This is a genomic window from Paenibacillus sp. ATY16, assembly GCF_003399985.2.
GTDB classification, from domain to species: Bacteria; Bacillota; Bacilli; order Paenibacillales; family Paenibacillaceae; genus Pristimantibacillus; species Pristimantibacillus glycanilyticus.
Map to the genome: position 1 here is coordinate 61,126 of NZ_NMOK02000032.1, position 13,737 is coordinate 74,862.

The 13,737-nt window shown below is 51.2% G+C and carries 10 protein-coding genes; all 10 read left to right on the plus strand.

Features of this window, described 5'->3' with window-relative positions:
• Positions 1-146: 146 nt before the first annotated feature.
• Entirely contained in the window at positions 147-2,216 is a 2,070-nt protein-coding gene (locus tag CFI03_RS18250) for a bifunctional aldolase/short-chain dehydrogenase (RefSeq protein WP_248758371.1), read from the plus strand.
• Positions 2,217-2,236: 20 nt separating this feature from the next.
• Complete coding sequence (gene rhaA, locus CFI03_RS18255; protein ID WP_248758373.1) at positions 2,237-3,496, plus strand: L-rhamnose isomerase; 1,260 nt, start codon at positions 2,237-2,239, stop codon at positions 3,494-3,496.
• A gap of 12 nt (positions 3,497-3,508) precedes the next feature.
• Positions 3,509-4,981, plus strand: coding sequence for a rhamnulokinase (locus CFI03_RS18260; protein ID WP_248758376.1), 1,473 nt, complete (start codon positions 3,509-3,511; stop codon positions 4,979-4,981).
• A gap of 132 nt (positions 4,982-5,113) precedes the next feature.
• Positions 5,114-6,874: a cache domain-containing sensor histidine kinase gene (locus tag CFI03_RS18265; RefSeq protein ID WP_248758377.1), complete on the plus strand. Its 1,761-nt coding sequence runs from the start codon at positions 5,114-5,116 to the stop codon at positions 6,872-6,874.
• Positions 6,871-8,430: a response regulator transcription factor gene (locus tag CFI03_RS18270; RefSeq protein WP_248758379.1), complete on the plus strand. Its 1,560-nt coding sequence runs from the start codon at positions 6,871-6,873 to the stop codon at positions 8,428-8,430. The genes CFI03_RS18265 and CFI03_RS18270 overlap by 4 nt, the downstream gene beginning before the upstream one ends.
• Positions 8,431-8,547: 117 nt before the next feature.
• The gene (locus CFI03_RS18275; protein ID WP_248758388.1) at positions 8,548-9,876 is read left to right on the plus strand and encodes an ABC transporter substrate-binding protein; all 1,329 of its coding nucleotides are present in this window, start codon (positions 8,548-8,550) and stop codon (positions 9,874-9,876) included.
• Between the two features lie 140 nt (positions 9,877-10,016).
• A complete protein-coding gene (locus CFI03_RS18280; protein ID WP_127495231.1) occupies positions 10,017-10,910 on the plus strand; it encodes a carbohydrate ABC transporter permease in 894 nt (297 codons plus the stop codon).
• A gap of 4 nt (positions 10,911-10,914) precedes the next feature.
• Entirely contained in the window at positions 10,915-11,751 is an 837-nt protein-coding gene (locus tag CFI03_RS18285; protein ID WP_248758391.1) for a carbohydrate ABC transporter permease, read from the plus strand.
• A gap of 165 nt (positions 11,752-11,916) precedes the next feature.
• Positions 11,917-12,276 carry a BlaI/MecI/CopY family transcriptional regulator gene (locus CFI03_RS18290; RefSeq protein WP_248758481.1) on the plus strand — a complete coding sequence of 120 codons (360 nt, stop codon included), beginning with the start codon at positions 11,917-11,919 and terminating at the stop codon, positions 12,274-12,276.
• Positions 12,273-13,727 (plus strand): M56 family metallopeptidase, encoded by a 1,455-nt coding sequence (locus CFI03_RS18295; RefSeq protein WP_248758392.1) that lies wholly within the window; start codon positions 12,273-12,275, stop codon positions 13,725-13,727. The genes CFI03_RS18290 and CFI03_RS18295 overlap by 4 nt, the downstream gene beginning before the upstream one ends.
• Positions 13,728-13,737 lie beyond the last annotated feature (10 nt).

The window sequence follows — 13,737 nt, forward strand, 5'->3', positions numbered from 1 at the left end:
TGTCAGGAGCGGGGAGCGGGAGCTTTCCCGCTCTTTTTGTTTTTGATTATATTTGTTTATGCCCGAAATATTTTTGTTTTCAAATATAAACAAACATGTTACTATCGAAACATAAAGATAAAACAACGTATTCGGAGGTAAACAAAATGGTACAAAGCTTATGGCAATCATCTAAAGCATCTGAATTCACAAACGGACTCGATCAATTGGTTTATCGCTCTAACCTGATCGGAGCAGACCGCCGCGTGTGCAACATCTTTGGCGGCAATACTTCCACGAAAACGACGGTTAAAGATTTCCGCGGCCGCGATGTTGAAGTGATGTACGTGAAGGGCAGCGGTTCTGACCTTGGTTCGATGAAAGCGGCAAACTTCACCGGTCTTCGCATGGAAGATATCCGTCCTTTGTTCGAACGCGATGCCATGTCGGACGAAGAAATGGTTGCTTACCTTGGCAACTGCATGATCGACGCGAAGCATCCGCGCGCTTCGATCGAGACTTTGCTGCATGCCTTCCTGCCATTCAAGCACGTAGACCATACGCATCCGGATGCGATTATCAGCCTGTGCTGCGCGGATAACGGCCGCCATCTGGCGGAAGAGATTTTCGGCAACCGCTTCGTATGGGTGCCATACGTGCGTCCCGGCTTTACTCTCTCGAAGATGATCGCGGAAGGCGTATTGGCTAATCCTAACGCTGAGCTCGTTCTGATGGAGAAGCATGGCCTTGTAACTTGGGGCGAAACGTCCGAAGAATGCTATGCGCAGACCATTAAGATTATTAATGAAGCAGAAGCTTTCATCGAAGCACGCGTAAATGAAGCCAAATTGTTCGGCGGCGTGAAACATGAAGCCCTTCCGGCCGAGGTTCGCCGTCAAATCGTATCGCAAGTGATGCCTACGATCCGCGGTGCCGTATCCGACGCGAAGAAAATGATCCTGTCGTTCGACGACCAAGACGATGTGCTTGCTTTCGTTGGCGGCGCGGACGCTCTGCAGCTGTCGCAGGTTGGCGCCGCTTGCCCGGACCATCTCGTTCATACGAAGGTTGTTCCGCTCTTTATCGATTGGACGCCTAATGCGGAGGATATCGACGGCCTGAAGTCGAAATTGATTGAAGGCGTTGCCGCTTATAAAGAGCAATACAAAGCTTATTTCGAGGAAAACAAAAACGAAGGCGACGTCATGTTCGAAGCGGCTCCGCGCGTTATCCTCATTCCGGGGCTTGGCATGATCAACACGGGCAAGAGCTGGGCGCTGTCGCAAGTAAGCGGCGCTTTGTACCATCGCGCGATTTCCGTTATGCGCGGCGCTACGGCGATTGGCAGCTTCGTATCGCTGAGCGCGAACGAATCGTATAACGTAGAGTACTGGCCGCTTGAGCTTTACAAGCTGTCGCTGGCTCCGGCTGAAGCCGAATTCTCCCGCAAGGTTGCCTTCATTACCGGCGGTGCCGGCGGTATCGGCAGCGAGACGGCACGCCGCCTCGTATCGGAAGGCGCGCATGTCGTGTTGGCCGACCTGAATCTGGAAGGCGCGCAGAAGGTTGCGCAAGAAATCAACGACAAATACGGCGAGAACCGCGCTTACGCCGTAAAAATGGACGTTACGGACGAGCAAGCGGTGCAGGCTGCTTATGCGGAAGTAGCTCTCGTCTACGGGGGCGTGGATATTATCGTCAACAACGCAGGCCTCGCAACATCCAGCCCGTTTGACGAAACCTCCCTCAAAGAATGGAATTTGAATATTAACGTGCTTGGCACCGGTTATTTCCTTGTTGCCCGTGAAGCGTTCAAGCTGATGAAACAGCAGGGCATTGGCGGCAACATGGTATTTATCGGCTCCAAGAACTCGATCTTCGCAGGCAAGAGCGTTACGGCTTACAGCTCGGCAAAAGCGCTGGAGGCTCATCTGGCACGCTGTATCGCGGCGGAGGGCGGCGAATTCGGCATTCGCGTCAATACGATTCTGCCGGATGCGATTCTGCAGGGCTCCGCGATCTGGAACGGCGCATGGCGCAACGAGCGCGCCGCGGCTTACGGCATCGAGCCTGACCAATTGGAAGAGCACTACCGCAAACGGACTACGCTGCTCGTCAATATTTATCCAAGAGATATTGCGGAAGGCATCGCCTTCTTCGCATCTTCGAAATCGGACAAAACAACCGGCTGCATGCTGACGATTGACGGCGGTGTACCGGCTGCATTCACACGCTAAGAAGGAGGGCGCCTCTACAGATGGATCAACATGTAAAGCAAGCTTACGAAGCGGCAAAAGCATTGTATGCCCAGCATGGAATCGATACGGACGAAGTACTGCGCAAGCTGGAGACGGTCAAAGTCTCCATGCATTGCTGGCAAGGCGATGACGTAAAAGGCTTCCTGAACGCGGATCAGGAATTGACCGGAGGCATTTCGGTTACCGGCCAATATCCGGGCGCGGCAAGAACGCCGGAGGAGCTTCGCTCCGATCTGGAGAAGGCATTCTCCCTTATTCCTGGCAAGCATAAAGTCAACCTTCATGCGATCTATACGGATACGAACGAGAAGGTTGAGCTGGATCAGCTTGAGCCGCGTCATTACGAAGGCTGGGTAACCTGGGCGAAGGAGCAGGGGCTTGGACTCGACTTCAACCCAACCTGCTTCTCGCATGAGAAATCGAGCGACGGCTTTACGCTTAGCCATCCGGATCCGGGGATCCGCCAATTCTGGATTGACCACTGCAAGGCTTCCCGCCGCATCGGCGCTTACTTTGGCGAGCAGCTGGGTCAGACCTGCGTGACCAACGTCTGGGTTCCCGACGGCTTCAAGGATAATCCGGTTGACCGCATGACCCCGCGCAAGCGTCTGAAGGCTTCGCTCGATGAAGTGTTTGCCGAGCCGCTTGATCCGAATTACAACCTGGACGCGGTGGAGAGCAAGCTGTTTGGGCTTGGGTCGGAAGCGTACGTGGTTGGCTCCCACGAATTTTATATGGGCTACGGCTTGCAGAATAACAAGCTGATCTGTCTGGATGCGGGCCATTTCCATCCGACGGAAGTCATCTCGAATAAATTGTCTTCCCTTGCTCTCTTCACAAGCGGCATTCTGCTTCATGTCAGCCGCCCGATGAGATGGGATAGCGACCATGTCGTCATCATGGACGATGAGCTGCTTGAGATCGGCAGAGAGCTGGTTCGCCATGATCTGCTGGGCACAACCCATATCGGCCTTGATTTCTTCGATGCCAGCATTAACCGCGTAGCCGCTTGGGTTGTCGGAACGCGCAACACAATCAAGGCATTGCTCCGCGCGATGCTCGAGCCGGTGGAAACACTGAAGAAAATCGAGCTGGAAGGCGATTATACGACCCGCCTTGCGCTTACCGAAGAATTCAAGTCGTATCCGTTTGGCGCGATATGGGATTACTATTGCGCTACGAAGGGTGTTCCGGTCCGCGAGCAGTGGATCAGCGAAGTGAAAGAATACGAACAAAACGTATTGCTGAAGCGCGGTTAGGAGGGCGACCGGTTGTCGGACATATTGGCGTTTGACCTCGGAGCAAGCAGCGGAAGAGCGATCCTGGGCAGTCTGAAGGACGGCAAGATCGTAACCGAAGAGCTTCACCGCTTTCCTAACGATCCGGTGCAGACGGGCGACCGTCTGCACTGGGATATTTTGCGGTTGTATCACGAGATCAAGCAAGGCCTGCTAAAGGCCAAGCATAAGGGGATACAGCCGCAGAGCATCGGCATTGATTCCTGGGCGGTTGATTACGGACTTATCGCAGATGACGGAAGTCTGCTTGGCAATCCGCTTCATTATCGGGACCACTCAAGCGCAGGGATGATGGAGAAACTTCAGGAGGAATTAACTCCTGCGGAAATATTCAACCGGACGGGCATTCAGTTTCTGCCGTTTAATACGATTTACCAGCTCTATGCGGCCAAGCTGAATCAATCCCCGCAGCTTGCTGCAGCGAAGCGTTTCCTTATGATCCCGGATTTGCTTCGGTATTTCCTGACCGGCGAAATGCACAACGAGTTTTCCAACGCAACGACCACTCAGCTATACAACCCGCTTAAGCAAGAGTGGGATGGGGAACTGCTGCAGCATCTTGGTCTCTCGCAGTCCTTGTTCGGGCAAGTGCTTCAGCCTGGCTCGCCCGCCGGGAATCTGCAGCCATCCGTTCAGGAGGAGCTTGGACTTGGACCGATTGCCGTTCATGCCGTAGCTGAGCATGACACGGCATCGGCGGTGGTCGCCGTACCGGCGCTTGAACGTTCCTTCGCTTACTTAAGCTGCGGAACCTGGTCGCTGCTCGGAACGGAGATCCAGGAGCCGATTATGACGGCGGAGGCGGGAGAGCTTAATTTTACGAATGAGGGCGGCTATGGCGGCACTTACCGTCTGCTGAAGAACATCATGGGGCTTTGGATTCTGCAGGAAAGCCGGAGAGAGTGGGAGCGTTCCGGACAGGATTACAGCTTCTCCGAGCTTGTGAAGCTTGCCGGAGAAGCACCTGCGTTTACGGCTTTTATCGACCCGGATGATCCCGTATTTATGGCTCCGGGCAACATGCCGGCGAGAGTCAAGGAATATTGCCGGAAGACGAATCAGCCGGTTCCGGAGGATGCTGGCACGCTCGTCCGCTGCATTCTGGAAAGCCTCGCCTTCAAATATCGTTATGTGCTTGAAATGACGGAACGGTTGTCCGGCAAGCAGTTTAACGGTCTTCATATGGTCGGCGGCGGCATTCATAATACGCTGCTTTGCCAGTGGACGGCAAATGCGATCGGCAAGCCGGTATGGGCGGGACCCGCGGAAGGCAGCGCGATCGGGAACCTGGCGGTTCAATGGATTGCAAGAGGCGAGTTCGCGGACATTTGGGAAGCACGGCGTGTTATCAGGGATTCTTTCCCGGTTACGATTTACGGCCCTCAACAAGGGGAGGCATGGTATGATGGATACGGACGATTCCTGGAGATTACAGCGCTCCGGTAAAAGTCTATCCGCCAGTGACCTTGCGTAAGAGGATGTATTTACGGGCAGCGGTACTGCGGGGATGATCTCGCTGTATTTGCTGCCTTTTCTTCATAATCAATACTTGCGCATGATGACTGGAGGGACAACAACTTGAGGCAGGGGTTACTAGCTTTCTATTATAATTTGCGGATCAAATATAAAATAATCGTCATGCTTGCTTTTATGATGGCGGTTATCGGCATTGCGACCTTTGCGGTCATGAAGTATGCCTTTCAAGCTTACGACAAGGAAATCTACAAGCAATCCGCCAGTGCTCTCAACAGCGCTTCGCTAGGCGTCGAGAAGGAGCTCCGCAATATGGAGAAGATTTCCTTCAAGATTGCGACGGACAGCTACATTCAGGATTATTTGAGCGAGATTAAGGCAGGCGGCTCCGAGTACAGCAATTATCTGACCGCGGTAAATATACGCCAGCGGCTATTGACCTTCACCAGCAACGAGAAATATATACTGTCGTTTCATGTGATGGATGTTTTTAGGAAGCAATATGGAAACGGTTACAAGATGATTAATTTATCAACCGAACGCAACGCGCAAGTCGTAAATGAGACCAACAAAACAAATGGCGGCGTCCAGTTTGTCTTCCCGGATTACGGAGATAACGCGCTTATTGCGGGCAGGGAAATCCGCAGGGTAGACGGGCTGGAGCTGGATCATCTGGGCAATATGGCGGTCAGAATCGACATCGACCGGCTCTATAGCGATCTTGTAACCTCGGCGGATAATTCCAAAGCGTATTTTGCCATCCTGCAAAAGGGCGGCCACCTGGTCTATCCGCATGACCAGCCTGACGGAATGGATCTGACTTCCTTGCAGCTAACCGGACAGCAGGGCTTCAAGATTGTATCGTTGTCGGGCAAAAACTATTTCATCACCTATTATTCCTCAGGCTATCTGGATTGGGTGTACGTTAACGTGATGCCTTACGATCAGATCTTCCACACGACGGAATCGGCGAAAAATACCGTTATTATCGTCTACATTCTACTCTCGGTTCTCATTCTGGGAGCTGCGCTCAGCTTCTCGCGTTCCATAACGGGGCCAATAGAACGGCTGAATCAGAGAATGAAGCGGATTCAGCTCGGGCATTTCGAATTTGCGGAAGAACCGGAGGAGCGCAATCTAGCGAAGGATGAAGCCGGCCAGCTGCAGCGCAATTTCCGGATGATGGTGGGACGGATAGACGAGCTGATCAACGAAAATTTTGTCAAGCAGCTGACCATCAAGGATACGGAATTCAAAGCGCTGCAGGCGCAGATTAATCCGCATTTTTTGTACAACACGCTGGAATCCATCAACTGGTCGGCCAAAATCGCCGGACATAAGCAGATCTCTATTATGGTTGAATCCCTGGGTTACCTGCTCCGCAGCACGATCAGCCACAAGCAGCCAACCGTGACGCTTGAGGATGAAATGAGGCTGGTCAGCCATTATATCGCGATCCAGCATATCCGTTTCGAAGAGCGGCTTGTATTCGAGAACCGGATCCCTGACCGTCTCTTAAATGTGTATGTGCCAAAGCTCAGCCTGCAGCCGCTTGTGGAGAACGCGATCCATTACGGGCTGGAGCAAATGATCGAAGCTTGCGTAATCACGATTACGGCAGAAGAATATGAAGGCGGCATTGCCATTACCGTAGCGGATAACGGCCCGGGGCTTGCACCGGATGTCATCGATCAGCTTAGAAGCGGGGAAATCCAGCCAAGAGGAACGGGAATCGGCCTGCGCAACATTGAGGACCGCATCAAGATGCTGTTTGGAGAAGCTTACGGCATTCGGGTAGAGAGCGTTTCGCAGCAAGACACACGGATTACCTTGTATCTGCCAATCGAAATGGGGGAGCGAACATGAAGTATAAAGTGCTGTTGATTGACGATGAACGGATTATTCTGGAGGGTATTGCGTCTCTGATGGACTGGGATAAATACGGAACGCAGCTTGCCGGTACGGCGCGCAACGGCTTGGAAGCCCTTCAATTTATCGAGGCTCAGCAGCCCGATATCATTATTAGCGATATCCGCATGCCGGGCATGGACGGTCTCAGTCTGGTGAAACGGGTAAAGGAGGCTTATCCGCATACAGCGTGCATCATGCTGAGCGGCTTTGGCGATTTCGAATATGCCCGTCAAGCGATGCAGTACGGGGTTAAGCATTATTTGCTGAAGCCTTGCAACGAGAATACGATCGCCGAAGCGATTGTGTCGGTCGTAGAACAGCTTGATCAGGAACGGCGTACCGATGCTTTCCTTCAGCGGATGCAAGAGGAGCTGAAGAAGGTGCTCCCAAGCGCGAAGGAGCAGTTTCTGAAAGAATACGTAACGAATAAGCGTTACGGGCGCCGCGAATGGGATGAATACGGCAGGCTGTTCGGCATTCAGCTCGAGAATCTGGAAGCCAGGCTGCTGCTATGCCAGCTTGAGGGTCCGTTTGAGTTCGATCATCTCTTTGCGATTAAAAATATCGCCGAAGATATTATCGGCAAGCCTACCATTCTGCTCAGCACCACGATAGGCAGCCAGCTGCTTATCCTGATCCGGGACCAGTATCCCGAAAGCGAGCTTCTCACCATTTTGGCGGAAGTCAAGCGGACCTTCACCGGGTATTTCAAGCTGGATACAACCATAGCGATCAGCGACGCCGGCGAACTGGCGGAAGCCCGCAAGATGTACATGGATACGCGAAGCTGTCTGAACCATCGCTTCTATCTGGGCGGGGGAAGCCTTATCACGGTCCGGGATATCCAGCAGCAGGATGAGCAAGAGGAACAGGTCTTTTTGTATGACGATACCCAGCTCTGCATGGCGGCCAAATCGGGCAACTGGGAAGAGGTGAACAAGGAGCTGGAGGAGGCATTCCGGATTCTGGCGGGGCTTAGGCTGGATAATTCCACGGCCAAATCGTACGTGATTCCCTTGTATGTAGCGTTGATCCGTCAGGCAGAACCAAAGCGGATGAACGAATATTTGCAGCTGCTGGCCAAGCTTGAGTCTCTCAGTACCTTGCAGGCGCTGCAAAGCTTTGTAGAGGATGCGGCCAAACAAATCTGCCAGGAGAACTACGAGATTCAATCCTGCCGGCATTCCGGCATCATTCAGAAGATGATGAACATCGTCAGCGAGCATATGAGCAATCCGGCCCTTTCCCTGCAATGGGCGGCAAGCGAGATTTTGTACATGAATGCGGATTATTTAGGCAAGCTGTTCAAAAAAGAGACGGGGGATAAATTCTCGAACTATGTCATGAAAACGCGAATGGACAAAGCGCTGGAGCTGATCGAGGCAAGCAGCGACGTTAAAGTGTTCGAACTGGCGGAGCAGCTGGGCTTTGGCGATAATCCCCATTATTTCAGCCAGGTCTTTAAGAAATATACCGGGAAGTCACCATCGGATTTCAAGAAAACATCCTAAACAAGATGTCTGTTTTTTGATGAAAAATCACTGGTTATTCGATTCCGGGCTCTCCTTTTTAACTGTACTATAGGAAATGTAAACACTTACATGGATTGAGAAAGGGGCGCTAGAAATATGGGAAAGAAGCTATCAGCAGCAATCGCACTCATCTTGGCTACGACTCTTACGGCATGCGGCGGAGGCAACAATAACAACGCAAATCAAGCAGCCAATGCGGGTGCAAGCACTTCCGCAAATGCAGGCAAAACGGACGCGGGGAAAAATATTACGCTCCGTATCGCCTGGTGGGGCTCGCAGCCTCGTCATGATTACACGTTGGAAGTTATCAAAATGTACGAGGCCGCTCATCCAAACGTGAAGATCGAGTCCGAATACGCCAACTTTGACGACTACTGGAAGAAGCTTGCTCCTGAGGCCGCTGCCAGCGAGCTGCCGGACATTGTGCAAATGGATATTTCCTACCTATCGCAATATGGTTCGAAAGGACAGCTCGCCGATCTTACGCCTTACCTGAACAAGCAGATTGACACCACCGATATTTCGGAGAACGCGATCTCCGGCGGTAAGCTGGGCGACAAGCTTTATGGCTTTAACCTTGGCGTGAACACCGTAAACTTCCAATACGATCCAGCCCTTCTGAAGAAGCTGGGCGTAGACAAGCCGGCGGATGACTGGACTTGGGATGATTACTTCGCACTCGCATCGAAAGCGAAGGAAGCGGGTCTCTACTTCGATAACGGCTTCCGTCCGGAAGTATTCTTCGGCTACTACCTGCGTACGAAAGGCCAGCATCTTTACAACGCGGAAGGCAATGCGCTTGGATATGAAGACGACCAACTGTTCGTTGACTTCTTCAAGCCGCTGGCTCAGCTCGTGAAGGATGGAGATACGCCTCCGCCGGACGTAAAAGCGCAGATTAAAGGTCTGGAAGATGACCTGATGGTAAAAGGCCAGCAAGTAGGGATCTGGCAATGGACGAACCAGTTCGTAGGCATCCAACAAGTGGCGAACCGTCCACTCGAAATGGCTAATATGCCAAATCCTGATCGCGTGAAAGGCCTCTACCTGAAGCCAAGCATGTACTTCTCGATCGCTCAGAACTCCAAGCAAAAAGAAGCGGCAGCCGACTTTATCAACTTCTTCGTCAACGATGTTGAAGCCAACAAGCTGATTAAAGGCGACCGCGGCGTACCAGTAAACAGCAAAGTTATCGAAGCAATCAAACCAACGCTTGAGCCAGCTCAGCAGCAAGTATTCGATTATGTGGCATGGGCGCAAGATAACAGCTCGCAAATGGATCCGCCGGATCCGATTGGCGCAGCAGAGATTATTACCTTGTTCAGCTCGCTTGCGGAGCAAATGGACTTCCAGCAAATTACGCCGGAAGATGCCGCTAAGCAATTCCGCGAGGAAGCCAATGCGATATTAGCCAAAAACAAATAAGAATGACAGGCAGGAATGGCTGGCCGCAAACGGCCAGCCATCCTTTATAAAAGGCTTATATTTCACCGCGAAACGTGTGCTGCTCCTCCTGGGCGCCAGCCGTTTCACCGGTAGCGAATCTTGTGCAGGAGTTGGTCCGAATGAAAGCGATCTTTAAGAGAGATTTGACGGGTTACGCGTTTATCAGCCCCTTTGTTGTCGGCTTTCTTGTATTTACCTTTGTTCCGATTTTGGCATCCCTCTATTTGTCGTTTACCGATTATGATCTGTTTACAACACCTTCTTGGGTTGGTTTTGACAATTACCATGATCTCTTCACGAGTGACAAGAAATTCTGGAAATCGTTAAAAGTCACGTTCCTGTACGTATTTATCGGAGTTCCTCTTCGTTTGTTTTTCGCCCTTATGGTTGCCATGCTGCTTAATACCGCTTCGAGAGCGGTCGGCGTGTATCGGACCTTGTTTTACCTTCCATCCATTATCGGCGGCAGCGTTGCCGTATCCATCATGTGGCGCAACCTGTACGGCGATAAAGGGATTATTAACGGATTGCTTCAATTTGTCGGCCTGGATGCGGTCAGATGGTTTGCCGATCCGATGGCAGCTCTGTGGATGCTCATAACCTTGTCGGCATGGCAGTTCGGATCTTCGATGCTGATCTTCCTGGCAGGCTTGAAGAACATACCGGTCAGCTTATACGAGGCCGCAAGCGTAGACGGTGCAAACGGATTTAACCGATTCTTTAAAATAACGGTGCCCATGCTGACACCGATCATATTGTTTAACGCCATTATGCAAACAATCGGAGCTTTCATGACGTTTGTTCCGGCTTACATTATTTCCAAAGGCACGGGCGGTCCGCTGGACGGCACCTTGCTCTATTCGCTGTATTTGTTCCGCCAAGGCTTCCAATTCTTCGATATGGGTACCGCATCGGCAATGGCTTGGATCATGCTGATTATCGTTTCGGTACTAACAGCCGTGTTGTTCCTGTCATCTAAATACTGGGTTCACTACGAGTCGAAGGAGGGGTAAGCACATGATCGCAAAAAAATGGAGATGGCCGATTTATCATATCGCGGCTGCCGGCGGTGCTATCTTGATGATCTATCCCGTGATCTGGCTCCTCATGAGCTCCTTCAAGAAAAGCGAAACGATCTTTACAACCGCAAACAGCCTGATTCCGGACAAATGGATTTGGACGAACTATTCGGACGGCTGGGCCGGCATTGGCGGCCATTCGTTTGGCACTTACATTACGAACACGCTTGTGCTTGTCGTGCTTGCCACAATCGGCGCGGTATTTTCCTCCGCGCTTGTAGCGTTTGGCTTCGGCCGGCTTAATTTCCGGGGCAAAAAATTCTGGTTTGCGATTATGATGGTTACGCTGATGCTTCCGCATGACGTAACGCTGGTTCCGCAATATATCCTGTTCTCCAAGCTTCATTGGCTGAACTCCATCAAGCCGATTGTTATTCCGGCATACTTCGGAGCACCGTTCTTTATCTTCCTGATGGTGCAGTTTATCCGAACCCTTCCGGGTGAACTGGACGAAGCGGCTACCATTGACGGCTGCGGCAAGTTCCGGTTGTTCTACCGCATCATTCTGCCGCTCATTATCCCGGCCATGGCAACCGCCGCAATCTTCTCGTTCTACTGGCGCTGGGAGGACCTGATTGGTCCGCTGCTTTACCTGAACAAGCCTTCGATGTACACCGTATCGATGGCCCTTAAGATGTATCTCGATGCCGAGACGCTTTCCAACTGGGGCGCCATGTTCGCCATGTCGATTGTAAGCTTGATTCCGGTATTCGCGATTTTCTTCTTCTTCCAGAAGCATATCGTTGAAGGGATCAGCACAAGCGGTCTGAAATAGAAACCAAGTGGTAAACCCGCAAAGCTAAGCCTTTGCGGGTTTATTTCATTTTTAGCAGGTGGATAGTCAAACACAAGAGGTGCATTCTCTTGACAAAGGAGGTTTACTGCAATAAACTTCGTTTATAAGGTTTATTGAGATAAACCTAAAGTGGAGGCGATCGAACTGGAAGCCTATAAGTTATTTGATGCGGAATACAAATTTGCTTGTCTGATTTGGGACAATGAGCCGATTAATTCAACGGAGCTTGTGAAGCTGAGCAAATCAAAGCTGGGCTGGAGCAAATCAACGACCTATACCGTCCTGAGAAAGCTATGCGAGCGGGGTATTTTGCGGAATGAACAGGCCGTTGTGACGGCCCTTATCAAGAAAACCGAAGCACAGAAGTACGAAAGTCAGACGGTTGTCGAGAAAGCATTCGACGGCTCGTTGCCGCAATTTCTGACGGCGTTTCTTGGCGGGAAGAAGCTGTCGAGGAAGGAAGCGGAGGAGCTGAAGCGGATCATTGAGGAATCGACGCAATGACGAATCTGTTTATTACGTTTGTTAATATGAGCATTACGGCGGGGTATGTGGCTATCGCTGTCATGCTTTCGAGATTATTGTTCAAACGGCTGCCTAAACGATTTTCCTACTTTCTATGGTTGGCTGTAGCGTTAAGACTGCTTGTTCCCGTTAGTTTTACGGCAGGCTTCAGCTTGTTGCAAGCGGTACGTCCTCCCAACCATTCGCTATCAGGAAGGTTGGAATATGTTCCGCATGATATCGGGATGCAGAAGAATCCGGTATTGGACATCGGCGTGGACAGTCTTCGCCAGCTTTTTCCTCTTCCGTCTGCCACGCCTTTAGCGAGCGTAAATCCGATGCAAATCTTGGTGTGGCTAGGCAGCTTGATCTGGGTAACCGGTGTTGGCGTACTGCTGCTATACGGTATGATCCAGTATGCGAGGCTATGGTCTAAGCTGAGAACGGCAACGCTGGTACAGGATCGCATCTTTGAAACGGATCAGATTCGCACGCCGTTTGTGTTTGGTTTTCTGAAGCCGAGAATTTATATCCCGACCGGTCTGTCCAAAGAAGAGCTGCCTTATATCATTGCCCACGAGCAGGTTCATATCAAGATGCGGGATTATTTGATTAAGCCTGCTGCCTATTTGCTGATGATTATCCATTGGTATAATCCTGTCCTATGGATTTCTTACAGGCTGATGAGCAAAGACATGGAGATGTCCTGTGATGAACGGGTGATGAAGCGGATGGGGAGCGAGGTAAAGAGAAGCTATGCCTCCACGCTGTTGTCCATATCGATAAACAGCAGCAAATGGCAAATGGGCGGACCGCTTGCTTTCGGAGAAAGCGATGTGAAGGCGAGAATTACGAACGTTCTTGCTTACCGCAAGCCATCCTCTTGGGTTATAGCGTTGTCGATGCTGGCTGCGGTGGTGCTTGTTACCGGGTTTACCGCTAATCCGAAGCCGTTGCAGCAGTCGATGCTGCCGGCAGCCTTGGAAAAAGAAACGTATGCCGGTTACGATCTTGAACAACTTATGGAAAATAAAACCTTGTATGTGGGGAATCACGTGAAGGTAAGCGGATTGATTGGAGCTATGCCTAAGCCGGTTGGCCTGGAAGGGAAAGGGATTTCGCTTCAGACGAAGTCGCAGCCATACGGGGTTACCGTCAATTACGATGGAACGGATGATATGCAGGCGGAGAAAGAAACGGCAGCGAATAAAAACGTTTTTTACCGGAATGCCATTATGCTGCTTAGTCTGATCGATAACGTGGATTCGATCACATTTACGGTAAGCCATGCATATAGCGTGTCTATGACGAGGGGAGAAGCCGAGTTTCTGCTCGGCGGAGATGTCCGTCCATATGCGGTTGACCTTGACAGCATGAAGAATTTGATCGATCAGCTGAATAAATATAATTGGGATCAAAAGAAAGAAGACGCTCAACGGTTATCCGTTTAAGCGTCTTTTT

What these genes read in the sequence shown, in the direction of transcription:
- CFI03_RS18295 (WP_248758392.1), top strand. Translation starts at nt 12,273, where the DNA reads ATGACGAATCTGTTTATTACGTTTGTTAATATGAGCATTACGGCGGGG.
- CFI03_RS18270 (WP_248758379.1), top strand. Translation starts at nt 6,871, where the DNA reads ATGAAGTATAAAGTGCTGTTGATTGACGATGAACGGATTATTCTGGAG.
- CFI03_RS18285 (WP_248758391.1), top strand. Translation starts at nt 10,915, where the DNA reads ATGATCGCAAAAAAATGGAGATGGCCGATTTATCATATCGCGGCTGCC.
- CFI03_RS18250 (WP_248758371.1), top strand. Translation starts at nt 147, where the DNA reads ATGGTACAAAGCTTATGGCAATCATCTAAAGCATCTGAATTCACAAAC.
- CFI03_RS18280 (WP_127495231.1), top strand. Translation starts at nt 10,017, where the DNA reads ATGAAAGCGATCTTTAAGAGAGATTTGACGGGTTACGCGTTTATCAGC.
- rhaA (WP_248758373.1), top strand. Translation starts at nt 2,237, where the DNA reads ATGGATCAACATGTAAAGCAAGCTTACGAAGCGGCAAAAGCATTGTAT.
- CFI03_RS18275 (WP_248758388.1), top strand. Translation starts at nt 8,548, where the DNA reads ATGGGAAAGAAGCTATCAGCAGCAATCGCACTCATCTTGGCTACGACT.